Source organism: Rhodococcus sp. USK13, from assembly GCF_018343855.1.
GTDB classification, from domain to species: domain Bacteria; phylum Actinomycetota; class Actinomycetes; order Mycobacteriales; family Mycobacteriaceae; genus Rhodococcus_F; species Rhodococcus_F oxybenzonivorans.
In genome coordinates, this window is the sequence record NZ_CP069242.1 from 4,617,772 (window position 1) to 4,641,834 (window position 24,063).

24 protein-coding genes and 2 pseudogenes are annotated in these 24,063 nt (G+C 66.7%); 15 read left to right on the forward strand and 11 right to left on the reverse strand.

What is annotated here, in order from left to right; all coding sequences use genetic code 11:
• Positions 1-6 precede the first annotated feature (6 nt).
• The 8 genes and pseudogenes from JQT59_RS23645 to gvpJ all read left to right on the forward strand — a co-directional run bounded on the left by JQT59_RS23645 (position 7) and on the right by gvpJ (position 7,532).
• Positions 7-900, forward strand: coding sequence for an XdhC family protein (locus JQT59_RS23645; protein WP_213572228.1), 894 nt, complete (start codon positions 7-9; stop codon positions 898-900).
• Positions 897-1,784, forward strand: a complete 888-nt coding sequence (locus JQT59_RS23650; protein ID WP_213572229.1) for an AAA family ATPase — start codon at positions 897-899, stop codon at positions 1,782-1,784. Before JQT59_RS23645 ends, JQT59_RS23650 begins: the two co-directional genes overlap by 4 nt.
• 13 nt (positions 1,785-1,797) lie before the next feature.
• Positions 1,798-2,439 carry an SRPBCC family protein gene (locus JQT59_RS23655; protein WP_213572230.1) on the forward strand — a complete coding sequence of 214 codons (642 nt, stop codon included), beginning with the start codon at positions 1,798-1,800 and terminating at the stop codon, positions 2,437-2,439.
• A complete protein-coding gene (locus JQT59_RS23660; RefSeq protein WP_213572231.1) occupies positions 2,436-3,653 on the forward strand; it encodes a vWA domain-containing protein in 1,218 nt (405 codons plus the stop codon). Before JQT59_RS23655 ends, JQT59_RS23660 begins: the two co-directional genes overlap by 4 nt.
• Before the next feature lie 144 nt (positions 3,654-3,797).
• On the forward strand, positions 3,798-4,109 hold the full coding sequence (locus tag JQT59_RS23665; protein WP_213572232.1) for a hypothetical protein: 312 nt from the start codon (positions 3,798-3,800) through the stop codon (positions 4,107-4,109).
• 185 nt (positions 4,110-4,294) lie between these two features.
• Positions 4,295-6,343, forward strand: coding sequence for a transglycosylase domain-containing protein (locus JQT59_RS23670; RefSeq protein WP_502939878.1), 2,049 nt, complete (start codon positions 4,295-4,297; stop codon positions 6,341-6,343).
• Between the two features lie 249 nt (positions 6,344-6,592).
• Positions 6,593-7,132 (forward strand): hypothetical protein, encoded by a 540-nt coding sequence (locus tag JQT59_RS23675; RefSeq protein ID WP_213578037.1) that lies wholly within the window; start codon positions 6,593-6,595, stop codon positions 7,130-7,132.
• Positions 7,133-7,164: 32 nt separating this feature from the next.
• Positions 7,165-7,532 (forward strand): annotated as a pseudogene (gene gvpJ / locus JQT59_RS23680) (gas vesicle protein GvpJ).
• A 210-nt stretch (positions 7,533-7,742) separates the two neighbouring features.
• Here the strand turns inward: gvpJ and JQT59_RS37225 are convergent.
• From JQT59_RS37225 to JQT59_RS23695, 3 genes are all read right to left on the reverse strand, one after another.
• Positions 7,743-8,006, reverse strand: a complete 264-nt coding sequence (locus JQT59_RS37225; RefSeq protein WP_249353798.1) for a hypothetical protein — start codon at positions 8,004-8,006, stop codon at positions 7,743-7,745.
• 743 nt (positions 8,007-8,749) lie between these two features.
• The gene (locus JQT59_RS23690) at positions 8,750-9,550 is read right to left on the reverse strand and encodes an ABC transporter permease subunit (RefSeq protein ID WP_249353800.1); all 801 of its coding nucleotides are present in this window, start codon (positions 9,548-9,550) and stop codon (positions 8,750-8,752) included.
• The gene (locus tag JQT59_RS23695) at positions 9,547-10,467 is read right to left on the reverse strand and encodes an ABC transporter ATP-binding protein (RefSeq protein WP_213572234.1); all 921 of its coding nucleotides are present in this window, start codon (positions 10,465-10,467) and stop codon (positions 9,547-9,549) included. The genes JQT59_RS23690 and JQT59_RS23695 overlap by 4 nt, the downstream gene beginning before the upstream one ends.
• Before the next feature lie 246 nt (positions 10,468-10,713).
• Here JQT59_RS23695 and JQT59_RS23700 point away from each other — a divergent pair, with 246 nt between their 5' ends.
• Complete coding sequence (locus JQT59_RS23700) at positions 10,714-11,484, forward strand: META domain-containing protein (RefSeq protein ID WP_213572235.1); 771 nt, start codon at positions 10,714-10,716, stop codon at positions 11,482-11,484.
• Positions 11,485-11,531: 47 nt separating this feature from the next.
• On the opposite strand, the gene JQT59_RS23705 is transcribed toward JQT59_RS23700, so the two are convergent.
• The 6 genes and pseudogenes from JQT59_RS23705 to JQT59_RS23730 form a co-directional block, all read right to left on the reverse strand.
• Positions 11,532-11,987, reverse strand: coding sequence for a DUF8820 family protein (locus tag JQT59_RS23705; protein ID WP_213572236.1), 456 nt, complete (start codon positions 11,985-11,987; stop codon positions 11,532-11,534).
• 31 nt (positions 11,988-12,018) lie between these two features.
• Positions 12,019-13,251: pseudogene (locus tag JQT59_RS23710) on the reverse strand (DUF6745 domain-containing protein).
• 174 nt (positions 13,252-13,425) lie between these two features.
• Entirely contained in the window at positions 13,426-13,845 is a 420-nt protein-coding gene (locus tag JQT59_RS23715; RefSeq protein ID WP_213572237.1) for an Rv0313 family protein, read from the reverse strand.
• 128 nt (positions 13,846-13,973) lie between these two features.
• A complete protein-coding gene (locus JQT59_RS23720) occupies positions 13,974-14,444 on the reverse strand; it encodes an SRPBCC family protein (protein WP_213572238.1) in 471 nt (156 codons plus the stop codon).
• Entirely contained in the window at positions 14,422-14,781 is a 360-nt protein-coding gene (locus tag JQT59_RS23725) for an ArsR/SmtB family transcription factor (protein WP_213572239.1), read from the reverse strand. Before JQT59_RS23725 ends, JQT59_RS23720 begins: the two co-directional genes overlap by 23 nt.
• Before the next feature lie 56 nt (positions 14,782-14,837).
• A complete protein-coding gene (locus JQT59_RS23730) occupies positions 14,838-16,001 on the reverse strand; it encodes a sensor histidine kinase (RefSeq protein ID WP_213572240.1) in 1,164 nt (387 codons plus the stop codon).
• A 107-nt stretch (positions 16,002-16,108) separates the two neighbouring features.
• Between JQT59_RS23730 and JQT59_RS23735 the strand changes: the two genes are divergently transcribed.
• The 4 genes from JQT59_RS23735 (at position 16,109) to JQT59_RS23750 (ending at position 21,177) form a co-directional block, all read left to right on the forward strand.
• The gene (locus tag JQT59_RS23735) at positions 16,109-17,320 is read left to right on the forward strand and encodes an NAD(P)/FAD-dependent oxidoreductase (protein ID WP_213572241.1); all 1,212 of its coding nucleotides are present in this window, start codon (positions 16,109-16,111) and stop codon (positions 17,318-17,320) included.
• Between the two features lie 188 nt (positions 17,321-17,508).
• Positions 17,509-18,276, forward strand: coding sequence for a TSUP family transporter (locus JQT59_RS23740; protein ID WP_213578040.1), 768 nt, complete (start codon positions 17,509-17,511; stop codon positions 18,274-18,276).
• Positions 18,277-18,298: 22 nt separating this feature from the next.
• The gene (locus tag JQT59_RS23745; RefSeq protein WP_213572242.1) at positions 18,299-19,819 is read left to right on the forward strand and encodes a TldD/PmbA family protein; all 1,521 of its coding nucleotides are present in this window, start codon (positions 18,299-18,301) and stop codon (positions 19,817-19,819) included.
• On the forward strand, positions 19,816-21,177 hold the full coding sequence (locus JQT59_RS23750; protein ID WP_213572243.1) for a metallopeptidase TldD-related protein: 1,362 nt from the start codon (positions 19,816-19,818) through the stop codon (positions 21,175-21,177). The genes JQT59_RS23745 and JQT59_RS23750 overlap by 4 nt, the downstream gene beginning before the upstream one ends.
• A gap of 1 nt (position 21,178) precedes the next feature.
• On the opposite strand, the gene JQT59_RS23755 is transcribed toward JQT59_RS23750, so the two are convergent.
• The gene (locus JQT59_RS23755; RefSeq protein ID WP_213572244.1) at positions 21,179-21,985 is read right to left on the reverse strand and encodes an SDR family oxidoreductase; all 807 of its coding nucleotides are present in this window, start codon (positions 21,983-21,985) and stop codon (positions 21,179-21,181) included.
• A 254-nt stretch (positions 21,986-22,239) separates the two neighbouring features.
• On the opposite strand from JQT59_RS23755, the gene JQT59_RS23760 reads away from it, so the two are divergent.
• Together JQT59_RS23760 and JQT59_RS23765 are read left to right on the forward strand one after the other, a co-directional pair.
• On the forward strand, positions 22,240-22,455 hold the full coding sequence (locus JQT59_RS23760) for a hypothetical protein (protein ID WP_213572245.1): 216 nt from the start codon (positions 22,240-22,242) through the stop codon (positions 22,453-22,455).
• Complete coding sequence (locus tag JQT59_RS23765) at positions 22,452-22,778, forward strand: ANTAR domain-containing protein (RefSeq protein WP_213572246.1); 327 nt, start codon at positions 22,452-22,454, stop codon at positions 22,776-22,778. Before JQT59_RS23760 ends, JQT59_RS23765 begins: the two co-directional genes overlap by 4 nt.
• 19 nt (positions 22,779-22,797) lie before the next feature.
• On the opposite strand, the gene JQT59_RS23770 is transcribed toward JQT59_RS23765, so the two are convergent.
• Complete coding sequence (locus tag JQT59_RS23770; protein ID WP_213572247.1) at positions 22,798-23,952, reverse strand: hypothetical protein; 1,155 nt, start codon at positions 23,950-23,952, stop codon at positions 22,798-22,800.
• Positions 23,953-24,063 lie beyond the last annotated feature (111 nt).

The window sequence follows — 24,063 nt, forward strand, 5'->3', positions numbered from 1 at the left end:
GGCCCGATGGATCTGAAAGAGCGTGCGGCGCAATTGGTGCGCGACCGCAGGCCGTTCGTCCACGCGACCGTGGTGCGAGCGCAGCCACCCACGTCCAGCCATACCGGTGACGAGGCGATTCTCCTGCAGGACGGGACCATCGAGGGTTTCGTCGGCGGCCAGTGCGCGCAGAACTCGGTGCGCACGGCAGCCCTGGGTGTGCTGAAGACCAACGAGAGCGTGCTGCTGCGGGTCCTTCCCGACGGGGCCGTGCAGTTCCCCGAGATGCCGGGCGCATCCGTCGTGGTGAATCCGTGCTTGTCCGGTGGCGCCATGGAGATCTTTCTCGAGCCGCAACTGCCACCGCCGGTGGTGCGGATCTACGGCACCACACCGATCGCGCAGGCGTTGACGCACATTTCGGAATTGCTGGAGTTCTCCGTCGAGCACGACGACGCCGGTCTCGAACAGTTCACGGGCACGACGGCCGTGGTGCTGGCCGGTCACGGCGGCCCCGAGGCGGACGTCATTCGCGCGGCGCTCGACGCCGGGGTCGGATACGTCGGGCTCGTCGCCAGCCGGACTCGGGGCGGCGCCATCCTCGACGCCCTGGGTCTCACCGAATCCGAGCGGGCCAGGGTACATACCCCGGTCGGCCTGAACATCGGGGCGCGGACGTCGGCGGAGATCGCGGTGTCGATCGCCGCAGAACTGGTGCACGAACTGCGCACCGCGGGACTACGTGCGCCCGAGGACGATACGCCTCCGCGGGAGGCGGTGACGGAAGCGGTCGATCCGGTGTGCGGGATGCGCGTCTCGGTCCGGCCGGATACTGTCCACCTGCGGCGCGGCGGTGACGACTTCTGGTTCTGCGGGCCGGGTTGCCGGACTTCGTTCGCGCAGGGAACGGAAGCGGTATGACGACACCCTTCGAGGATGTGGCGGAGGTGATCCGGCGCTTCGATGCCGAGGACTACCTCCTCGACTTCGGAACCGCGTCCGCTCTGTATCTCGCGGCGGCGCTGAGCCGTCCGCTCCTGCTCGAAGGCGAACCCGGAGTCGGTAAGACCACCGCGGCGAAGGCTCTCGCGGCCGTCCTCGGCGCCCCACTGATCCGCTTGCAGTGCTACGAGGGCCTCACCGCGAACGAGGCCCTCTACGACTGGAACTACCAGCGGCAGTTGCTCACCATCCGGCTGGCCGAATCGCGGGGTGACGGTCTGACCGAGGACGATCTGTTCACCGAGGAATTCCTGCTCGAGCGTCCGATCCTCCATTGCGTGAGATATCGGGGACCGACCCCGCCCGTACTGCTGATCGACGAAATAGACCGAGCCGACGACGAGTTCGAGGCACTCCTCCTCGAATTTCTGGGCGAGGCGTCGGTCACCGTACCCGAACTCGGAACGTTCACGGCCGAACAGCACCCCATCGTCGTGCTGACATCCAACCGGAGCCGCGACCTCCACGACGCGCTGCGCAGGCGGTGCCTCTACCACTGGATCGACTATCCGGAGCCGGCCCGGGCGGCCGCCATCGTGCGCCGCACGGTCCCCGCGGCGACGGCACCCCTCATCGAGCACGCCACCCGCTTCGTCGGCCGGGCCCGCGAACTCGATCTCGACAAGCCGCCCGGAATCGCCGAGACGATCGACTGGGTGTCCGCACTCGCGGCCCTGGGTGTGGCGGATCTGGTTCGCGACGACGCAATTCAAAGCTTGAGTGCCCTCGCGAAGACCCCTGACGACCGCACAATAGTTCAAGACGCATTCACCGACTATGCGCACGTCCTGGCCACCGGATGAAAAGGCAACTGCCATGAAGATTGCCAACGAGTTCACCGTCAATGCACCGATCGAGCAGGCCTGGGAGGTACTCAGCGACCTCGAGGAGGTTGCCCCGCTGCTGCCCGGGGCACAGATGACCGGACGGGAAGGCAACGACTACCTGGGGAAGGTGAAGGTCAAGGTCGGCCCGGTGACGAGCGAATTCAAGGGCAAGGCCACGTTCGTGCAGCGTGACCCGCAGGAGCATCGCGCCGTGATCGACGCCCGAGGTCGGGACTCACGCGGTTCCGGTAACGCGTCCGCGACGATCATCGCGCAGTTGCACGAGACCGGTGCCGGCACCCGCGTCACCGTGGACACCGACATGAAGATCGTCGGCAAACTTGCGCAGTTCGGCAGCGGAATGATTCAGCAGGTGTCGGAAAAACTCATGGGTCAGTTCGCGGAGTCGCTGGAAGCGAAGCTCGCCGGAGGTCCCGGCGAGGAGTCCACGGCCGAGCCCGAGGCGGCCGGGACCACGAACCTCTCCGTGGCCCCGCCGGCCGCCGAACCGGCTCCGCTGGACCTCCTCGCACTGTCCGGGGCGGGGGTGTGGAAGCGGTACGCGCCGATTCTCGCCGCCGTCCTCGCGGGAATCGTGGTCGTGCTCGTGGTGGGCCGCCGCAGGCGATGAGCGCGTCGGGCGTCCTGCGGGGCGTCGACCTCGCGGCGTTCGCGGTGGCACTCGTCGCCCGATTGCGCTCGCGTGGTGTCGTCGTCTCGGCGAGTGGCCCCGCGGTGTTCGTGCAGGCGCTGCACCTGTCGCCGCCGAATTCGCGGTCGCGGCTGTACTGGTCGGCGCGCCTGACGCTGGTCAACCGCGTCGACGACCTCGCGTCGTTCGACGCGGTGTTCTCCGCGGTCTTCGAGGACGCCGTGCTGTCCGTGGACCCGCACGCGCGCCGCGCCGCTGCCGGACGGGAGACTGCCCTCGCCGGGGTCCGCGAGGGTCGCGACCGGCCCGGTGACGCGCAGGACGTGGAGGGCGTGCCGTGGGTGACACGACCGATGATGACCGGCGGCGACGACAGCGGCGAGGACGACCTTCGCGACGCGCTCACCGCCGTGCCGGACACCCTGCCCAGCAGGCTCGTGGCCCGCGCCGACGAGCCCTTCGCCCGATTCGACGCCGGCGACCTCCGGCTCCTCGGATCCTGGCTGGAACAGGCCACCGCCGCTTGGCCGTCCCGCCGCACCCGGCGTCGCGAAGTGCACCGCCGCGGCCGGCGTATCGACCTGCGCGCCACCATGAACCTGTCGAGAGCCACGGGCTGGGAGCCGGTGGTTCTCGCGCGGAGCCGTGCCCGGAACCGTCCGCGGCGCATCGTGATGCTGTGCGACGTGAGCCGGTCGATGCAGCCCTACGCTGCGATCTATCTCCATCTCATGCGCGCGGCGGTGCAACGGCAGACCGCGGGCAGGCCGGAGGTGTTCGCGTTCTCCACGTCGCTGACGCGGCTCACCCCCGTCCTCGCCCACCGCAGCGCCGAGACCGCGGTCCGCAAGGCGAACGACAAGGTGGTCGACAGATTCGGCGGCACCCACATCGCGGGCAGCGTGAGCGAACTCTTGGCGTCCCCGCACGGCAACGCGCTGCGCGGGGCAGTCGTGATCATCGCGTCCGACGGTTGGGACAGCGACGACCCGAAGCGCCTGGCGCATGCCCTCACCAGGGTCCGTCGCCGCGCCCACCGACTGGTGTGGCTCAACCCCCGTGCCGGTGACCCCGACTTCCGGCCTCTCGCCGGATCGATGGCGGCCGCGCTGCCGTTCTGCGATGCCTTCCTCCCCGCGCATTCCGTGTCCGCGCTCCGTGACGTGCTGGACGTGATCGGCGGGACGAAATAGCTCCTCCACCGAACTTCGACGTCCTCGCCATCGCCGTCTTCGGCGACCCATCCCGGCGGGCCTCACTGGCAGCGAGCACGCCGAACACGTTCGAGAGTGTCCGATGCCCCACCCCGCCCAACCGGCGGTGTTACCTTGAGCCCTGTGCGTGGTGTTCGGCAATTCTCGCGGCGGCGTTCGGCGCTGCTCGTCGTCACCGAATCGCTCACGCCCGGCGCGTTCGAAGCCGGAACGACGGGCACGGACCTGCCGGCGGATGCGATTCATCGGCAGCTGGCTCTGACAGCATTGTCCGCGTCGCTGGCGGTCCTGATCAGCGCGCTCGCGCGGCGCCGCACCAAAGGGCAGCGCCTCGGGAGAGGGCTGTCCGTGCCGGCCGGTGCCCGAGCACCGGCCTCGACCGCGGCGGTATCTCCGATGTCCGTGCTCAGAACCACCTGCGTGCTTCAGGTGTGACGGGTCGCCGGCTGCCCTCCCGCGAGAACTGACGCCTCGCCACTCGTGTGGCTATCACGGTCAGGGCGCCGCAGGTGTGTCATTCCCGCCCGTACTCTGCCCTTGGCCCGATAATCGTTCTTGCACCGTTTGATTCGCGTTCCGGTGCACCGTCCGAATGAGGTGCCGTATTGCGTTCGAAGACTATTGCCAAACTCGCCGGCGCCACCACGGCCGCAGGGGTGCTGCTATCCGGAATCCTGTTTCCGGCCGCCGCCAGCGTCGGCTATCTGTCCAACCGGGCAGCCGACAGCGTCGGAAACAGCTCGGCGGAACTGGCCGACGGGGTGGTGCCCGCGGTGACGACGATGACCGACATCGCCGGCAACCCCATCGCCTGGCTCTACGACCAACGCCGCTTCGAAGTGCCCAGCGACCAGATTTCCAACGACATGAAACTGGCGATCCTCTCCATCGAGGACAAACGGTTCGGCCAGCATCAGGGCGTGGATTGGCAGGGCACAATGCGTGCGTTCTTCACCAACGCCTCGAGCGGCCAGATCGAGCAGGGTGCCTCGACCATCAATCAGCAATACGTGAAGAACTACCTGCTGCACGTCGTCGCCCAGACCGACGCCGAACGCCGCGCGGCGATCGAGACCACTCCGGTCCGCAAGATCCGGGAGATTCGGATGGCCCTGACCCTTGATCAGGAACTCTCCAAGGAGGAAATTCTCACCCGATATCTGAACCTGGTGCCGTTCGGCAACGGCTCCTTCGGGGTGCAGGACGCCGCCCGCACCTACTTCGGCATCGACGCCAAGGACCTGAACCTGGCGCAGTCGGCGATGCTCGCAGGCATGGTCCAGTCCAGTTCGGCGCTCAACCCCTACACCAACCCGGACGGGGTCATCGAACGCCGCAATGTCGTGCTGGACACCCTGATCGTGAACGTGCCGGATCGGGCTGACGAGATCCGCGCCCTGAAGGACACCCCGCTCGTGGTGCTGCCAAAGCCGAACAATTTGCCCCGCGGGTGCATCGCCGCCGGCGACCGCGGATTCTTCTGCGATTACGCGTTGCAGTACCTGCAGAACGCCGGCCTGTCCCGGGAGCAACTCGACAAGGGCGGCTATCTGATCCGCACGACCTTGGATCCTGCCGTGCAGCAATCGGTGAAGTCGGCGGTGTCGTCCTACGCCGATGCGAAACTTCCGGATGTCGCCAGCGTGATGAACGTCGTGCAGCCCGGGCAGGACCAGCACCGGGTCCTCGCGATGGCGGGTAGCCGCAACTACGGTTTGGACGCGGCCGCGGCCGAGACGGTGCAGGAGTTGCCCTACTCGCTGTCCGGGCACGGTGCCGGGTCGGTGTTCAAGGTCTTCACCACCGCCGCCGCGATGGAGAAAGGTCTGCGGCTGAACACGGTCCTGGATGTGCCCGGCCGATTCGATGCTCGCGGGATGGGCGACGGCGGTGCCCCCGGATGCCCGGCAGCGACCTACTGCGTGCAGAACGCCGCCCCGTATCCGCGGGCACTGTCGGTCACCGACGCCCTCGCCCAGTCCCCGAACACCGCCTTCGTGAAGCTGATCCAGACCACCGGGGTGGATGCGACGGTGGACATGGCGGTGCGCCTCGGCATGCGCTCCTACACCGAACCGGGCACCTCAGGGTTCGGGGACAAGAGCCTGGCCGACATGGTCAAGGATCAAAACCTGGGATCCTTCACCCTGGGCCCGATGTGGCTCAATCCGCTCGAGCTGTCGAATGTTGCCGCGACACTGGCCTCGCACGGCAAGTGGTGCCCACCGACCCCGATCGATTCCATCGTCGACCGGCAGGGGCGGCCGGTCCCGCTCACCCAACAGGCCTGCGAGCAGGTTATCGACCCCGGCCTGGCCGACACCCTGTCCAACGCACTCAGCAAGGACGACCTGCCCGGGGGCACCGCGTCGGCGGCAGCTGCCGGCGCCGGGTGGAAGCTGCCGATGTCCGGCAAGACTGGAACCACCGAGTCGCACATGTCGTCGGCGTTCCTCGGGTACACCAACAACCTGGCCGGCAGCGTCTACGTGTTCGGGGACTCACCCACCCCCGGCCAGATCTGCACCAGCCCGTTGCGCTCGTGCGGAGACGGCAACCTGTTCGGTGGCACCGAACCGGCCCGCACCTGGTTCAAGGCGATGATGCCGATCGTGAACAACTTCGGGCCCACCGTTCTGCCTCCGATCGATCAGCGCTACGCCCGCTGACCCCGGCAAGAACACGCCCACCCAGAAGACGCTATCTCGGGTGGGCGTGTCGGGGGTTGTCCCGGTGCGCGCCCGGATACGCCAGGGGAACTCAATCACCCCTTTTGACCGCTTGAAGCTTGTCCGTGGCGGGTAGTCAGGTTCAGGACGGTTCGCGCCGGCAGGGCCTCACTTCGGGTACGCCGGCCGGCCACCTCCGAGTCGCCCGGCCCCGACCAAACATGGGCCGGGTGGAGGGAGTCGACGATGATGACCCGTGTGCAGGTCGCAGCAGCGGTGTTGGTGGGCTATTGGTTGGGCCGAGGGCACCGGAAGAAACTGGGAATCCTGCTCGCGGCTGCCGGGGCCGGCCGCCTCGCCGGGGGACCCCAGGAGATGGTTGACCGGGCCGCCAAGTTACTCCGGTCCTCGCCCGAATTCGCCGAGCTCAGTGAATCGGTGCGTGGCCAACTCCTCGACGCCGTGAAAGTGGCGGCCATGACCGCTACCACCGCCCGAATCGACGCCCTGAACAATCGGCTCCGCTCCGGAGACGATGCGGTACTCGAGACAGCCGAAGAGCTGGTCGAGGACACCGCGGACATAGCCGGAGACGTCACCGGCGATGCCGTGGGCACGGTGGGAGATGTCACCGGCGATGCCGTGGGCACGGTCGGGAAAGTCACCGGCGACGCGCTCGGCGCGCTGGGTTCGCTTGGGCGCAGGAAGCGGCCGAAGGGAGACGAGCCGGTCGAGCAGGCCGAGGAGCGACCGGCGCGACGGCGGCCCCGCAGACGGGGTGCTGAGTAGACCTCCGTTGGGCGACCGGGAAGGACGTAGTGATGACCACAATGGGAGGGGGCCCGAGTTCGAGCAGCCTCGCCGACGTCGTCGACACCATCTCGACAAGGGCCTGGTCATCGACGCCAACGTGCGAGTCTCGCTGGTCGGAATCGAATTGCTCACCATCGATACACGCGTCGTGGTCGCCAGCGTCGACACCTACCTGCGCTTCGCGGAGGCGGTGAACCGACTCGAGTTCGGCAACGAACCCGAAGGCCTTGCCGACCTCGACTCCGATGTGAAGGGCAGCGACAGTGCGAAGGCGAAGACCAAGGGCGCGCTCGAGGCCGTGGGAGAGTCGCTCGGTGAGCTGCTCGGCGGATCGGGAACCGCACGCGAACCCGCACCCCGCCGCAAGCCTCATTGAACTCCGTTGACGACAGTGCCGGCGGCGATGTTGAGTCCGTCTCCCCCGCCGAGCGCATACTGATCAGCGTCCACATCGGGTGGACAGCACGTGCCGAACCGAGGTTGACTTGCGCGAAAGAGCTTCGCGCTCAAGCATTTCGGGGTACGTCGAATCCCTTCACCCGCGGACTCGAGCACACCCTTGGTCTCGGCATCCCGCTCGGCGACGTCACTTGGCAGCGGCCCGCACTGCCGCAACCACCGCCGCGACAACGAGAGCCAGGAGGAGGACTACGAGCAGCACCGGCCCTAGCAGCAGTCCGAGAATGAGAAGAAGAACAATAATGATCTTGGTCTTGCCACTCAGTCGGGACACCAGCGCCTTGGTCGCCGCCCACACCGGATTCTTACCCGTCAGGACGGCGCGAAGTGCTTCGAGTCCGGCTAGCAGGCCCGCGTTGCCTTGTGCGGCGGGGTCGACGAGAGTGTCCATAAATTTTCGGAGTCTCTGCTGAATCTTCTGTGTCAGTGTGTCGCTGCGGTCCCGCGCCGCGTCCAGGAGCCTGTGAACTGTGTTCTTCAACCACTCGATGACTGCGTCGGTGAGCGGGCCGTGTTCCGTCCCTCGCGAGGCCGTGTCGAGCGGTCGAATACGGGCCGGCGTCGTGGACCGGGAATGGGCTTGTGCGTGGGCCCCTGCGCCTCGGGGGTGCTTCCGAGCCGTCGGCTTCGCGATGCCGGTCTTTTCCCGCGCACCTTCGGTGGAGGCGGTGCCGTCCGGATGTGACCGACGGGGCGCGCCCGCGGACGGTGCGGTGGTATCGGTTCGTGTCGGGCGTGACGTCGAAATTTTCTTCCGTGGAACGCTGCCACGGGACACGGTCGCGGTCTTGGCAGCCGGTTGCCTGGGGGGAAGCGGGCGCCTTCGTGGCAGTCGCCCCGATGCCGCTTCGGAAGGTGCAGTCCTGGATTTATGGGCAACTGCGCCGGCCCGCGCCGACGCCTGGCTGCCACTGCCGGTGGTAGTGCCACGAGAGCGAGTGCCTGCGCGGTCAGACCCGGCCGGTGCGGTCCGGCCGTCGACCCTTTCTGGTGCACCCATACATCGCAATTACCCTTCGAGGTGACTCTCGAAACCGGATAGGAAAGGGCAAAACGCCTGGCGGTGGGCGGCACCCGACTCTTTCGTCGCCCGGTTCCCTCGGCCGTAATGTTCGTTCCGCATCACCCCCGTGGTCAGTGCAGATCTCGACGTCGAAAGCTCCACCAACCCACTGCCGCGCAGACTACGGAAACGGCAATCGGAACGAGGAAGGGCTCGAGCGCGATCCCCTGCGCAAGCATGTTGCGGCCCCCGTACCAATGCCAGGGCGAAGCGAAGCGCAAGATGTGCAAACTCTCGCTCGCCGCCGCGACGGCGTTGAGAAGATTGCCCACGACGGCCACGGTCGTGGCCGTGGCGATCGCCACCGACCGGTGACCCGTCCAGGCGCCGGCAGCAAACGCGATCGCACCATGCATGACGCCGAAAGCAGTCGCCGCGAACACCGCCGCGACGAGTCCGGGAATCGACACGCCCTCGAGCAGACCGAACGGCGGGGAGAACGCGAGAAGGCTTGCAGCAACGACGATCCCGAGACTGATCGACAGTGCGACGACGGCGAAAAATCGTTCGATCAGGACACGTCCGCGGGTCACCGGGTTGGACAAGAGTAGTTCGAGGGTGCCGTCCTCCTCGCTCCCGCCGATCGCGTAGGCGCCGGCTCCCACGGCGAAGACCAATAGCAGGACGGGCAGGATGAGGCCGAACACACGTCCCTGTAGGTACCCCGCCGGGGAAGTGATGAGAATCTGGTCGCTCGAGCCGATCAGTGTCTTGAAGGTGTCCGGAAGGTTCTTGACGAGGTTCTCGATGCCGGCCGTGTTCTTGATCGTCGGATAGAACGCATTGTTGACCGCCACGTAGGCGGCCACGCCGCCCGACCACCACACCGTGGATCGGCGCCGGTCCTCGAGGAAACGCCCGAAGATCCTCACGGCTGATCCCGATACAGGTTGAGGAACACGTCCTCGAGGTCGGTTTCGTGCGTGACGATCCGCCGCACCGGCAGCGTCGCGGCGTGCTTCAGGACGTCGGCGACATTGCCTTCGATGACGAGCGCGATCACCGCTCCGGACGAGGTGGCGCTCAGGACTCCCGGGAGTTTCTCGAAGGGCTCGGCATTTGCTTCGCAGGCAAGGTAGAGGTCGATGTGCTGGCGGGCGTGGCGCTGGAGATCGTCGATTGCGGTGACCGTGACGAGCCTGCCCTTCTTCAGGATTGCGACGCGGTCAGCGAGAGCTTCCACCTCGGGCAAAACGTGTGAGGACAGGAACACGGTGGTGCCGTCGCGTTTCACGTCGCCGATCAGTTGGTGGAATTCGTGTTGCAGTAGTGGGTCGAGACCGGCCGTGGGTTCGTCCAGGATCAACAGTTCCGGCCGATGCATGAAGGCCTGCACGATTGCGGACTTGCGGCGGTTGCCCGTGGAGAGCTGTCCGATCGGCCGCACTGGGTCGAGGTCGAAACGTTCGAGGAGCTCATGGGCATAGGGCATGTCGACGCTACCGCGTAGCCGGCCGTAGAACGCGATCAGGTCTGCCGTCGTGTATTTGGGGTCGAATCGGAGCTCGCCGGGGATGTAGCCGAGCCGACGGCGGATCGCCGGGTCGGCCCCGCTGCCGCCGAGCACGGTATAGGTTCCGGCGGACGGACGGATGAAGTCGAACAGCATACGGATCGTCGTGCTCTTCCCCGACCCGTTGGGGCCGAGATAACCGAAGACCTCCCCCCGATGGACATCGAGATCGAGCGAATCGACGGCGACGAGATCACCGAAGCATTTCGACAATCCGCGCATTTCGATGACGCAGTCGGCTCCTTGCTGCCGGCCCGACGGTGCCGCGGCCTTCATGGTGGAATCACCATCACCACACACCGATGAGCGGCGCGACGATTTCCGGCACCGGACGTGATAGGAGATCCGATCACGAGAAGTACGTTACCGACCGGCGCTCGCACTCGTACACCAACGAATATCTCAGCCCATCAGTCGGGCACATCGGCCGTCCTGCACAAGTGCACACGCGGCCGTGTGGATTCCGTGCGGCCCCCACCCCGCGCTGATACCACATGCGGACGATGTGTCTAACCTCGAGGAATGCGCGCCACCGCCATCGTTCTCGGCCTCCTGACGTTCGCCTCGCTCACTTCCTGCGGCGGGGACGCGCCAACTGCGGCCCCGGACCCGGTGGGCCGCACCTTCGTCTCCACCTCCGTCGAGGGCGATCCCATTCCCGGCGGTGGTCCGCTCGTGCTGGGCTTCACCGACCCCGGACGCCTCTCCTTCGACGCCGGGTGCAATCAAGGCAGCGCCGACGTCGACCTGTCCGGCGGGAAGGTGGTGGCAGGTCCGCTCGCAATGACCCTGATGGCGTGTCCGGGAGAGGCCGCCGGCGCAGACGCTTGGGTGGCGGGACTACTGGACGCGCAGCCGAGCTGGACCCTCGGCGGCGACACACTGACCCTCACCAGGCCCATGGGGTCGGTAACTTTGACGGACGAGAAGGTCGTCCGGCCGGATCGGCCCGTCGTCGGGACCACCTGGACGGTCACCGCACTGATCAGCCCGGACGCGGTCACGACGACAGCGGCGCTGGAGCGAACGACACCGCAGTTGCTGATCGCCGGCGACGGTTCCGCTTCCGGTTTCACCGGCTGCAACCGGATGACCGGGACCGCAGACGTGCGACAGAGTTCGATCGAGTTCGGGCCCTGGGCGACCACCCGGATTGCGTGCCCCCCGGACGTGTCGGAGGTCGAACGTGCCGTACTCGCGGCGTTGACCGGCGAGACCAGTTACAGCGTCCATTCGGACTCGCTGCGACTGGTCAACGCCGACGGAATCGGGCTGACATTGCGGGCGAGCTAGATCTAGTTCCTGGGCGCTCGCATCATCGCCGGCCACGGCGCCATAGGTCAGTCGGCGACCAGCTGCGCACCCTCGAAGGACCGCCCGACGCCCTGTTCTCGCTGCCGTCCGATGACATACCGGCCAGGGGCGATGCCGGTGGCTCCGTGCTCGGGGTGGATGAGGTAGGCAGTAACGCGGGCGTCGAGGATACCGAGCGCAAGGCGCCGTGGATCGCTCACGGGCGTCGACCAGATGCACACCCCTTCGTCGGCGACCAGGCTGTGCGGGTTTCCGCCCGCAGCGCTACGCAGCAATTCCACTCCTGAGAGCGGTACCCTCTCCGATCGCGTCCACATGGTGATGGTGACGATGTCGGCGACGAGCGAATGCGGGATCACCAGGAGATCGCCTTGCGCCTGTAGCCCGTCGATAACAGGTATGGACACTTCCTGGTCGAGATAGTCGAAGACATCGAGGCCCGAGAGGGCAGTGAGTGCGGACAAGGTCATGGTTACATCCATATCGATCACCTTCGAATGAGTGGTTTCGGGTTCAGGTTCGTCGAACGAGACGGGCGTAGTCGGTGCCGCTGATGCCGTAGGTCCACGCGGCGGCATCCAGTGCGGACGAGATCCAGGTGGGCACGTGCAGGCCGTATCGCCGACGGCGGCCGTCCCTTTCAGACGAACCGTTGACGGCGAGAAGGATTCGGTCGCGGCGCCCCCAACCGTCGGGTGTCACGTAGAGCTGCAGAATGCAACCGGCATTGCCGGGATCGTCGGCTTGGTCGACCAGCGCGAGTCCGGCCGTGTCGATGTAGGTATCCCACCCGATGCGCTCGATCGCACATCGGCGAATCTCGACATTGCGTTCGCGTGCGATGCGTTCGACAGTCGGCTCGCGGACCACCCAGTCCGGGACAATGGTCCCGTGCTGAACGAACACTGCTCGACCGTCGGCGAATTCGAGTGCGGGAGCGCAAAAGTCGTGCAACCGACGTTCGTTGTGTACCCGGTCCGGTATGGGCTCGGTGCGAAGTGCGGTGGGCCGTTCTGCCATGACGCATACGTTGTCGAACGCCCACCACCACCCGGTTGCGCCGGTCAGCGCGATCTGGACGTCGAGTAGCTCGTCGTCGTCGGAGCGAAAGCGGGCAAGGCCGAACCGGCGGTACGTGTCGTAGTAGGCGACCCGGTGGGCTTCTTGCTGTCCATACCAGGTCACGCCGAGGGCAGCCGGGGCCGCAAGCGTCCGTATCGCAGCCGCGATTCCGCCGAAGAGAGTGGTACGCAGGGAATTCCAGAGGTTGGCTCGGATGATTCCATCCGGGCCGATGCCGAGCCGGGCAGCATCCTCGGGCGACCGGATTCGTCCGATCTCGACCGCCCGGCGTTCATACGGCCAGTCTGGTCTCCTCCGTCCGATACCCGCATCCATGCGTCTGCGCGATTCCGACACCAAGGTAGCGATACGAGCCGATGCACAGTGAATTCCGTTGTCGTCGAACGACATCGGCGTCGACAATCCTTCGGCAACGATCAGATCCGACCCGGCTGCGGGAGAGCGAACCCATACGAACTCCGGCTACCAGGATCGCGCATTCCGATACAGTTGCGCCACAGCCGATTCTGCAGTGGCACGATCGGCGGGGCGTGTACACAGTCCGTGCCCGAGCCATGCATCGCGCACGGATTCGACGGCGAACATGAGCTCGGTCGAGGTACCGAGATTTTCGGGGAATGTCGTTCGGTGTCGAGACCCCGAACGAAACGGTGCGGCGCTCACGCGACGGTGGCGGGGTTCGCCTTTCCGATAGTCATAGTTCTAGAGCGTGACACGCGGACGTCGTGAGCGCAAGGCCTGGGACTGAGACCGCCACGCCCGCAGCAGCGGGTATCGATGGGCCTGCCCGCACCAGGAGCAGGCGGCCACCGAGACCCTCCATGAAGACGCGTCCGGTTACTCAGCTTCCGGTGCCGGCGGCTCCTTCGGCTGATCCTCCTTCGGCTGATCGAGGACGCTGACGGTGACGCCGTAGGGAAGGAAGCGCACCGATCGCCGCGGATCGGTGTTGTGCTTGTGGGCGCGGAGGGCGTCGAGTTCGGTGGCGTACACCTCCTCGACGCGGGCGACGCCGCCGTCGTCGACGCTGTAGATTGCCCACACGCCGTCGCCGGTGTCGCCGGTCGTTTCCGGCCGGGGTTCGGGACGCTTCGTTCTGGCGGCAATGTCGGCGAACAGGCCTGTCCAGGGAATCTGGGCGTCCGCCTCGACGAAGTGAACGATCTTGTCCTTGAAGCCGCGCAGCTCCTCACTCGCTTCCCGAATCACGCGGTCGAGGTCGTCGGGGTCGAATCCGAACGGTCTCTCGTTGGCCATAGCGGTCTCCTGACGGTTCGCCCCACCCAACGTCCTCGGGTGGGGTACCTCCTCCAGTGTGGGCACTGATCGACATCGGCGCCACTTCCACCACGGCGGCCGGTGCGATGCGCCCGCCGTGCACTCCCCTACCGCTCGACCATTGCGGCCAGCTGCGCGATCACGGTGCCCCACCCGTCGGCGAAACCCATTTCCTCGTGCATATTCCGGTCGGCATTGTTCTTGTGCATCACATGGGCCACGTATTCGGTGCCCTGCGGATGGTCGGCGAGGGTGATGATCGCGCTCATGAACGGGTTTTCTGCGGGTCGCCATCCACCGACGAGGGAGTTGGTGAAGACGATCCGCTCGAGATGGTCGACCGCGAGGAAGCATCCGTTGATGTGGGGCGCGAATTCACCGCCGTCCTCGCTGATCTGGGTGGTGAATGCCCCGCCGGGGCGAAGGTCCATTTCCAGAACGCGGCACTTGGCGGGAGCCGGCACCCACCATTGCTCGAAGCTGGCGGGGTCGGTCCAGGCATTCCAGACAGCCGACCTCGGCGCCTCGATGACGCGCGATATCGTCAGGTCCAGCTCATGTATCAGTGACGGATTCATTCCGATTGTCCTTTTCTCGAGTAGTGACGAACTGCGCGAGCCGATCGGTGCGGCCCTCCCACAGGGCGCGTTGTTTCGCCAGCCACGCCTGAGCGGTGACCATCGACGTCTCCTCCAGGACGCAGGTGCGAACGCGACCTTGCTTACGGGTCTGAATCCACCCACTGTCCTCGAGGAAGCGGATGTGCTTCATGAACGACGGCAATGCCATGTCGAACGGTTTCGCCAATTCGCCGACACTCGCCGGTCCTTCGCCGAGTCGGGTCAACACTGCCCTGCGGGTGGGGTCGGCGAGTGCCTGAAAAATGCCGTCCAACTGCTCCGAATACTGAGCCATAAGGCAAAGTATCACCGGTAGAACACTTAGGTCAAGGGCTAACTGATTCGCCGGGTTCAGTCCTCGAGCTGCAGCGGTAACTCCGCGGTCACCCGCCAGCTTCCGTCGGTCTGCCGACCTGCCTCGAGGGTGCCGTGCAGCACAGCAACCCGTTCCCGCATCCCGAGCAACCCGTTGCCCGAGCCGAGTGTGAATTTTTCGGTCGCGTTGCCGTTGTCGGTGATCTCGACGAGCACGTCGACTTCACGGCGGCGAACCCTGACCTTGGCCCGGGGACGCTCCCCCGCGTGGCGCAACACATTGGTCAACGACTCCTGCACCAACCGGTGAATGCCCAGGCTGACGGCGGGGCTGATGTCGTCCAGCTCCCCGGTCAGTTCGAGTTCGACCGGCAAACCAGCGCTACGCATCATGTCGACCACCCGGGCGAGACCAGCGGTACCGTGCTGGGGCATGTCGTCGACGGCGGGTTCGGTCCGCAGCAGCGACACCGTGCGCCGCAGTTCCGCAAGCGCCTCCCGCCCGGTGCTCGCAATGTTGGTCAGCGCCTGTTTCGCTACCGCCGGATTTTTCGTCATCGCATACGACGCACCATCCGCCTGAACGATCATCACACTCACGGCATGTGCCACCACATCGTGCAATTCCCTCGCGATGCGCGTGCGCTCCGCGGCCACCGCGTCCTCGGCGCGGCGGTCGCGGTCGTAGTCGGCGACCGCCAACCGCGCCGCCACTTCCTCGTCGTAGGCCCGGCGGGCACCCAGGAATTCCGCGGTGATCCAGGACAATGCGTAGATCAACGCGGAATACAGACCGATCTCGATCACCCGCTGGTCGAGCAACCAGATGGAGAGAGCGGAGTCGACGAGCAGCCCGACCGCGTAGACAGCCGCCGTCTGCCGGTCGACATACGCAACAAGGGTGTAGAGGGCGACGGCGAGTGCGAGGAGGGCGGGATGCTCGGCGTCGACGTCACCGAGCGAATAACTGACGAAGGTGACGGTGATGGAGACCAGCAGGATGGCGCCGGCAGCCGCACGTGGATAGCGGCGGCGCCACACGATCGGCACGCACACCAGAAAACCCATGAACAACTGCACCCACGGCGGCCGGTCGTCGGACGCCGCGAACGCGAACACCTCGAGCGTGAACAGAATCGCCGCCAGCATGGAGTCCGCAACCGTCGGCTTGCCTCGCAGCCACAGGCTGAACCTTCGCATGACCACAGCGTAGGTAGTACAGGCTCCGGAGGTGAGCACGTGCCACCGCCAGGGGACCTCACGTCCTGGATGGTTGCGGGACTTCCGTCCCGGGTACTGCCCGAAGAATGAATGCCAACGGCGGCGAGAGTGACCGATCCTTCGATGTACTGATCGTCGGCGGCGGTAACGCCGGACTCAGTGCGGCAGGGCGGCTGATCCGCCGCGGCATCACCGACGTCGCAGTGGTGGAGCCGCAGCGCGTGCACACCTACCGCCCGCTGCTGTCCTACGTCGGCGGCGGACAGGCATCCCTGCGGAGCGCAGAACGCACCCAACGATCGGTGACGCCGCACCGGTGCACCTGGCTTCAGGACACGGCCCTGGTCGTCGACGCGGCGGCGAAAACCGTGCGGTGCGCGTCCGGACGGACCTACGGGTACACCGACCTGGTGCTGGGGCCCGGCCTGGTGCCGGACACCGACGCCCTGCCGGGTATCGACGCGGCACTGCACACTTCCGCGGTGGCGAGCAACTATGTGGACCGCGCCGAGGAGACGTGGAAGCTGGTGCAGGCGATGCCGGCCGGAGGGCACGCGGTGTTCACCGTGCCGCGCCCACCGGTCAGCTGCACCGGAACCACTGTCAAACCGCTGTTCCTGGCCGCCGCGCACTGGAAGCACACCGGACGGCTGCCGGGTGTCGACATCACGCTGGTCATTGACCGCCCCCAACTGTTGGGTGTTCCGGACCTCGACGCCCGGCTCCTCGATCATCTCCGCGACCTCGGCGTTCGCGTGCGGCACGACACCACGGTCACCGAGCTGAAACCGGACGAGCGCGCGATCACCGTGACCGACTCCGACGGGACCCCCGAGCACCTCTCGTACGACATGCTCCACCTGGTGCCGCCCTTCCGGGGCCCGCGCTGGCTCGCGACCTCGAACCTGACCGGGGACGATCCGCACGGACTCGTCGACATCGATCCGCACACCTTCCGGCATCGCGCGTACCCGAACGTCTGGGCGGCGGGAGACGGAGCCGCCGTCGACACCGACCCGTCCGGTGGTGCTCTGCGACAGCAGATTTCGATTCTGGTGGACAATCTGCTCGCCACCAGGCAGGGACGAGCCCTCACCGACTACGACGGATATACCGTCGCCCCCATCACGATCAGCTTGCGGCGACTCATCGCCGGCGAGTACGACCGCACCGGTTCGGTGGCGTCGTCGCTGCCCTCGTTCCTCGACCCACTGAAGCCGCGCCGCACAGCCTGGGCGTTCGACCGCTACGCGCTGCCGCGGATCTACTGGAATCTCATCCTCGGCGGCCGCCTCTAGCGGCTCCGGAACACCGTGTCACTCAACTGCTTCAGCACTGCACCCCAAGGCCGAAACCCCAGTAGCTGTGCGGTCGCAGCGCCCGAACGCAGGTAGGGACCGTGCCCACTCCTACTATGGTGAGCCGTGCCCCGACGATCGCTGGTCCGCAGAAGTTCGCCCACTCCGTCCGCGGCAGCGACTCGGCAGTGACCGCCGGCGATTGGGGCCTGCTGCTGATCGCCGCGACAGCCGCTGGTTGGGTCGATGCCGTGGTCGGTGGCGGCGGGTTGATCCTCATCCCGGCGCTGTTCCTCGTCGCCCCGCACCTGACGCCCCAGGTCGCGTTGGGCACGAACAAACTGACCGCGGTGACCGGCACCTTCGCGGCCGTCGTGACCTTCGCACGACGTGTCCGGATGGCGTGGCGGCTACTGATCCCCGCAGGTCTCCTTGCTGCGGCGACGTCCGCGCTCGGCGCGGCCACGGTGACCCGCATCGACAAGGACGTCTTCATCCCGCTGATCATGGTGGTTCTCGTCGGTGTCGCCGTGTTCGTGACCGCACGGCCGCAACTCGGCATCACCCTGGCGAAGGATCCGCCGACGCAGCGGAAGATGGTCGCCGTCGTACTGCTGGCCGGCGGGTTGCTCGGGTTCTACGACGGGCTGTTCGGCCCCGGCACCGGAACCTTCCTGATCATCATCTTCGCGACGTTCCTCGGCACCGAGTTCGTGCGCAGCGCCGCGATGGCGAAGGTGATCAACCTCGGTTCCAACCTCGGTGCGCTGGCGTTCTTCGCGGCCAGTGGAAACGTGTTGTGGGCGCTGGGCCTCGGCATGGCGGTGTGCAATGTGCTGGGCGCGGTCGTCGGTTCGCGCATGGCGTTGAGCAAGGGTGCCGGATTTGTCCGAATCACCCTGCTGGTGGTGGTCATCGGCATGGTGCTGCGGCTGGGTTGGCAACAGTTCGGCTGAGTTTCCGACTACGGTGGTCCCCGTGACGGCTCCACGACAGGTTGATCCGGAATTCCTCGCCCTCCCTCTGCGTGTGCTGGCGGACGCCGCACTCGGCGCCGCGCGCGCGGCCGGCGCCTCCCACGCCGATCTGCGGGTTCACCGACTGACCAGCCAGTCTCTTCGGCTGCGCGACGGCAAGGTTCAGGCGGCGGTCGACACCAACGAGGTGGGCTTCGCGGTCCGCGTGGTGGTGGAGGGCACATGGGGGTTCGCCTCGCACGCCGAGCTCACCCCGGCCACCGCTGCGGCAACGGCAGAGCAGGCGGTCGCGGTAGCCAGGGCGTTGCGCGGACTGAACCGGGAACAGGTCGAACTCGCCGACGAACCGGTGTACGCCGAGGCCCAGTGGGTGTCGGAATACGAGGTGGACCCGTTCGAAGTGCCGACGGCAGAGAAGGTTTCGCTGCTCGGCGAGTACTCCCACCGTTTGCTCGCGACCGACGGTGTCGACCATGTCACCGCCGGGTGCCTGCAGGTGAAAGAACAGACGTTCTACGCCGACCTCGCCGGCTCCTCCATCGTGCAGCAGCGGGTTCGCCTGCACCCACAACTCGAGGCCACCACCGTGGATCAGTCGGCAGGGGTGTTCGAGACCATGCGCACGCTCGCGCCCCCGGTCGGCCGCGGCTGGGAATACCTGCGATCCGACAACACGTGGAACTGGACCACCGAACTCGCCGAACTCCCGGAACTACTGGCCGAGAAGGTGAAGGCCCCGACCGTGGTGGCCGGACCCACCGACCTGGTGATCGACCCGACCAACCTGTGGTTGACGATCCACGAATCCATCGGGCACGCCACCGAATACGACCGGGCCATCGGGTACGAGGCCGCATACGCGGGCACCTCGTTCGCCACACCCGACAAGCTCGGCACCCTGCGGTACGGGACCCCGATCATGCACGTCACCGCGGACCGGACGGTACCCCACGGCCTGGCCACCGTCGGATACGACGACGAGGGCGTCGAAACGCAGTCCTGGGACCTCGTGACGGACGGTGTGCTGGTGGGCTACCAACTCGACCGGGCGTTCGCGCCACGACTGGGTCTCGACCGGTCCAACGGGTGCTCCTACGCCGACTCGCCCCATCACGTGCCCATTCAGCGCATGGCCAACGTGTCGCTCCAGCCCGACCCGGACACCGATCGCAGCACCACGGACCTCATCTCCGGCGTGGAGGAAGGGATTTACATCGTCGGCGACAAGTCCTGGTCGATCGACATGCAACGGTACAACTTCCAGTTCACCGGCCAGCGGTTCTACCGCATCCGCGGGGGCAGGATCGACGGGCAGGTACGCGACGTCGCGTATCAGGCGACCACCACCGACTTCTGGGGGTCGCTGGAGGCCCTCGGGGGACGTTCCACCTGGCAACTGGGCGGCGCGTTCAACTGCGGCAAGGCGCAACCCGGTCAGGTCGCGGCTGTCAGCCACGGCTGCCCGTCCGCGTTGTTCCGCGGCGTCAACGTTTTGAACACCCGGACGGAAGGTGCCCGATGATCGCCCCGCAGCAACTCGTCGAGCAGGTCCTCGCCCGCGCCACGGTGGACGACACCATCGTCCTCGTCACCGACGCCAGCGAGGCCGCACTGCGGTGGGCCGGCAACTCGATGACCACCAACGGCCTCTCGACGTCACGCAGCTGGACGGTGGTCTCCATCGTCCGGGACGGTGACGAGGCGAAGGTCGGGATCGTCACCTCGGCCTCCGTGGACGCCGCGGACATCGACGGCGTCGTCCGTTCGGCCGAATCTGCCGCTCGCGCCGCCGGTCCCGCCTCCGACGCGATGCCGCTACTCGCCGCGACCGACACTGACCCGCAGTGGGACGAGACGGCCGCCGTCACCGAGATCGGCGCGTTCGAGCAACTCGCCCAGGACCTTGCGATGGGGTTCGACGACAGCGATCAGCTCTACGGCTTCGCCCATCACCAACTGCACACCACCTGGCTCGGCACCTCCACCGGGATCCGGCGTCGATTCGTCCAGCCCACCGGGTCCGTCGAGATCAATGCCAAACGCGGTGACGCCAGCGCGTGGGTGGGCACGAGCACCAAGGACTTCACCGACGTCCCCGGCTCGAAGATGCTCGAGGAGTTGTCCACTCGCCTCGACTGGGCGAGTACCCGGGTGGAGCTACCCGCCGGCCGCTACGAAACTCTTCTTCCGCCGTCGGCCGTGGCAGATCTCATGATCTATCTCATGTGGACCATGGAGGGCAGGGCCGCGGAAGAAGGGCACTCCGCGCTGTCGGCGCCCGGCGGCACCCGAATCGGCGAACGCCTCTCCGCGCTCCCTCTCACGCTCACCTCCGATCCCGCCGCACTGGGCTTGGAATACGCCCCGTTCGTCGCGACCCGATCCTCCTCCGAGTCGGTGTCGGTGTTCGACAACGGCTTGGACGCCGGCCGCGTCGACTGGGTGCGGGAGGGCTCGGTCCATGCACTCGCTTATCCGCGTGCGGCGGCCCGGGAGTTCGGCGCCGAGGTCACCGTGCCCGGGGACAACCTGATTCTCGACGCTGGTGGTTCGCTGTCGCTCGATCAGATGGTGGCCGAGACCGAACGCGGGTTGCTGCTGACCACCCTGTGGTACATCCGCGAGGTCGACCCGGCGACCCTGTTGCTGACCGGGCTGACCCGCGACGGCGTCTACCTCGTCGAGAACGGGAAGGTGACGGGCGCCGTGAACAACTTCCGATTCAACGAAAGCCCCCTCGATCTGCTCCGAAGAGTCTCCCAGGCCGGGGCCACCGAACGCACGCTGCCGCGGGAATGGAAGGACTGGTTCACCCGAACAGCCATGCCGGCGTTGCGGATTCCCGACTTCCACATGTCCTCGGTGAGTCAGGCATCATAGTTCAGGCGTTCCCCGACGCAACCGTCCATTCACCGCTCTGCAAGCGGGCGTTGGCCTCCGGCCCCATCAGAAGCATTCCGCCGTCCACCACATAGGACGACCCGGTGACGTAACTCGCCTCGGGTGACGCGAGGAACGACACGACGGCGGCCACTTCCCGCGCGTCGCCGGGACGACGCCCGGGGACGCCCGGCCGATCCTTCGCACGGGGCTCCTCGTCCGTCTGTCCCGTCATAGGCGTAGATATTTCGCCAGGTGCCACCGAATTGGCCGTGATTCCGTACTGCGCCAGTTCCAGCGCCAGTACCTTCGTCAACCCGCCCAGCCCCGCTTTCGACGCGCAGTACGGGGCCGCCCCGAACTTGGGTGCGTGCTCGTGGACACTGGTGATGTTGATGATGCGGCCGCCGCGCCCGGCATCGATCATGTGCCGGACGGCGCGCTGCGTGCACAGGAAGGCGCCGTCCAGGTTGACCGACAGCACCTCCCGCCACGTCGCGAAGTCCATCTCCATAACCGGCACCGCGGTACCAGTGCCCGAACAGTTCACCAGCACGTCGACGCCGCCGAGCTCGGCGGCGAGTTCGTCGATGATGGCACTGGAGTGGGGCAGGTCGGTCAGGTCGAGGTGGCGGACGTACGCGTCTGCACCGTTGTCGCGGACCTCGCGGGCTGTGTTGTTTGCACCGTCCCGGTCGGCGTGATAAGTGATACCGACGTTCACCCCTGCTGCCGCGAGGGCCACCGCCACTGCGCGACCTATTCCTGAATCGGAGCCGGTGACGACCGCGGTGCGTGGGAAATTCATGTCGTGTCGGTACCCGCGGCGACGCACACCGAAACGGCGCCGCATCGTGCTGGACAATTGTCCAGGTGACATAAGGTGCCCGTGTGCGCTATAAAGGTCCAGGCGTCCCGTTTATGACATTTCTCACTCACCGAGGAAGTGGCGAGGGACGTCACATTTCGGTCTCCAGAGAAGGGGACCACAACTCAGGTGACTTTGCCGCGTATTCGGCGTGCGCCGAGTTATGTCCTTTTGCACTCTGCCCAGGAGGTTGTATGCACTCCAGTGCCCTCGATCGCGACACGCTCACCCCCGAGTCGCGCCGATCGATCGTCGCGGCGAAAGCCGACTTCGGGAATGTTGCCCTCGGTGGCTTCGTGTGCCTTGTCTCCGGTGTGGGCAGCGGCGTCCTTACCGACTCGCTGCTGGTGGGAGCGTCCGTGGGACTGATCGTTCTTCTGGCGACCGCCCTGTCCGTTGCCGCTGTATGAGCACTTCACTCCGTCTGTGTCCTTCCCCGGAAGGCACCACGTCGACGCACCCGCCCGGCCCCGGCGAGATTCTCGCCGCAGCGAAGCGCATTCTCATCGCCAGCCGCGGGTATGGCGACGCCGAAGCATTCGAGGAACTGCTGGATGTCTCCCGGCACCACCACGTGAGCGTGCAGCGCGCCGCACGAATGCTGGTCGTACTGGCCGATCGGCGACAGGCGGCGCCGCTGCCCGCCGGATCGAGTGCGATGGCGTTCGGCGACTGGGCCACCTCCCTGTCGCCGTCGGGTCGCCCACCTGCTCTGTCGGTGCCGACTGCGTGACGGGATCGCGTCCCTCGCGCTACCTGTTGCCCCGTGCTGACACCCCGCGACGACGCTGCCCGAGTACGTCGTCCCGTCGCCGAGCGCCGAGCGCCCGACTGGTGGCGGTGCGCACCTCCGCGAGGAGCCGCGGCTGATCGGAGACCGCCTTGTCGTACACCAATGCCCCGATCAGAACTCCGTCGTGGATGAGAGTGGTCGCCTCCCGGGGATCGTTTCTACGCGGAAGGACCTGGCGTCGTCCCTGTGCATCCACATATCCGTCGTAGGCGCGGGAGTACGACCACAGCACCAGGCCGGGGTCGCGGAGTGCCTCACGCAGTGCGTCGACCACGCCCGCACCGAAGGGGGCGGCGCCGAGATCGATCGACAGATTGCGCACCGCAGCCCGGGTGACTCGGTATCGCCACAGCCCCACCAACACGGCGAGTGGGATCAGCGCGGTCGACGGATACCGCAGAAGCAGGGTCCACGCCTGTTGTGGACCGTGCACCCAGACCGAGGCGAGCGGGGTCCACGCGGTGGCGGCGGTACCGAGCAGCGCGGCGACCCACAACGGTGCGACGGCGGCCCGGTATGCCCGCGTACCCGAACGCCACCGCGCGAGGAGGACACCGATCAGCACCAGACCGATCGCCATTCCCCCGACTCCGAAGACGATTTGCATCGCTGCGAAGACCGTCGGGTCGTCCCGTACCAGGAGAAGGTTCAACCCGGGTGGATGGGTGGAATCGACGCGGCGGGTGTCCAGGAAGGCCAGCTCGAAGACCACGGACACCGCGTAATACGCGTAACATCCGCCTAGGAACCGACGCTCCCACCGGTGGTGCAACCGCCCCCAGGGGAAACTGAACACCAGTTGGATCAGCACCGGTATATACATGTTGGTCAAGACCGCGCCGGTGGTGAATAGAACCGGAATCGACGACAGCCGAAGACCTTTCGTCATCCAGAGCAACCCGGCCGCCACCAGCAGGTGTCCCAGGGTGTCGGCCGGCCGGTGCCGGCCCGCGACCAGACCCGCCGCCACGAACACCCCACCGACCGTCAGAAACAACGCCAATTCCGTAGGGCCGAAGGTTGTTCGGCACATCCGCCACTCGACGGACGCCGTCACCGCGACAGCCAGCGCGACCGCCGAGAGGACGGCCGCGACCATCATCCGACGGCTCATCGGGTGCCGTCCTTCGGCTGGGCGGCGAGCAATCGGGCGGATCGGGACCTGACACGGCGCACAGGGTGATCGTCGCGCTCAACGGGATCGGTGGCCACCACCCCGGAGTGG

Coding starts and splice junctions, on each gene's coding strand:
- JQT59_RS23695 (WP_213572234.1), bottom strand. CDS start 10,467: ATGAAGGCCGCGGCACCGTCGGGCCGGCAGCAAGGAGCCGACTGCGTC.
- JQT59_RS23660 (WP_213572231.1), top strand. CDS start 2,436: ATGAGCGCGTCGGGCGTCCTGCGGGGCGTCGACCTCGCGGCGTTCGCG.
- JQT59_RS23720 (WP_213572238.1), bottom strand. CDS start 14,444: ATGAATCCGTCACTGATACATGAGCTGGACCTGACGATATCGCGCGTC.
- JQT59_RS23715 (WP_213572237.1), bottom strand. CDS start 13,845: ATGGCCAACGAGAGACCGTTCGGATTCGACCCCGACGACCTCGACCGC.
- JQT59_RS23765 (WP_213572246.1), top strand. CDS start 22,452: ATGAGCACTTCACTCCGTCTGTGTCCTTCCCCGGAAGGCACCACGTCG.
- JQT59_RS23725 (WP_213572239.1), bottom strand. CDS start 14,781: ATGGCTCAGTATTCGGAGCAGTTGGACGGCATTTTTCAGGCACTCGCC.
- JQT59_RS23645 (WP_213572228.1), top strand. CDS start 7: ATGGATCTGAAAGAGCGTGCGGCGCAATTGGTGCGCGACCGCAGGCCG.
- JQT59_RS23705 (WP_213572236.1), bottom strand. CDS start 11,987: ATGGATGTAACCATGACCTTGTCCGCACTCACTGCCCTCTCGGGCCTC.
- JQT59_RS23730 (WP_213572240.1), bottom strand. CDS start 16,001: ATGCGAAGGTTCAGCCTGTGGCTGCGAGGCAAGCCGACGGTTGCGGAC.
- JQT59_RS23655 (WP_213572230.1), top strand. CDS start 1,798: ATGAAGATTGCCAACGAGTTCACCGTCAATGCACCGATCGAGCAGGCC.
- JQT59_RS23700 (WP_213572235.1), top strand. CDS start 10,714: ATGCGCGCCACCGCCATCGTTCTCGGCCTCCTGACGTTCGCCTCGCTC.
- JQT59_RS23750 (WP_213572243.1), top strand. CDS start 19,816: ATGATCGCCCCGCAGCAACTCGTCGAGCAGGTCCTCGCCCGCGCCACG.
- JQT59_RS23755 (WP_213572244.1), bottom strand. CDS start 21,985: ATGAATTTCCCACGCACCGCGGTCGTCACCGGCTCCGATTCAGGAATA.
- JQT59_RS23770 (WP_213572247.1), bottom strand. CDS start 23,952: ATGAGCCGTCGGATGATGGTCGCGGCCGTCCTCTCGGCGGTCGCGCTG.
- JQT59_RS23675 (WP_213578037.1), top strand. CDS start 6,593: ATGACCCGTGTGCAGGTCGCAGCAGCGGTGTTGGTGGGCTATTGGTTG.
- JQT59_RS23735 (WP_213572241.1), top strand. CDS start 16,109: ATGAATGCCAACGGCGGCGAGAGTGACCGATCCTTCGATGTACTGATC.
- JQT59_RS23760 (WP_213572245.1), top strand. CDS start 22,240: ATGCACTCCAGTGCCCTCGATCGCGACACGCTCACCCCCGAGTCGCGC.
- JQT59_RS23650 (WP_213572229.1), top strand. CDS start 897: ATGACGACACCCTTCGAGGATGTGGCGGAGGTGATCCGGCGCTTCGAT.
- JQT59_RS37225 (WP_249353798.1), bottom strand. CDS start 8,006: ATGGACACTCTCGTCGACCCCGCCGCACAAGGCAACGCGGGCCTGCTA.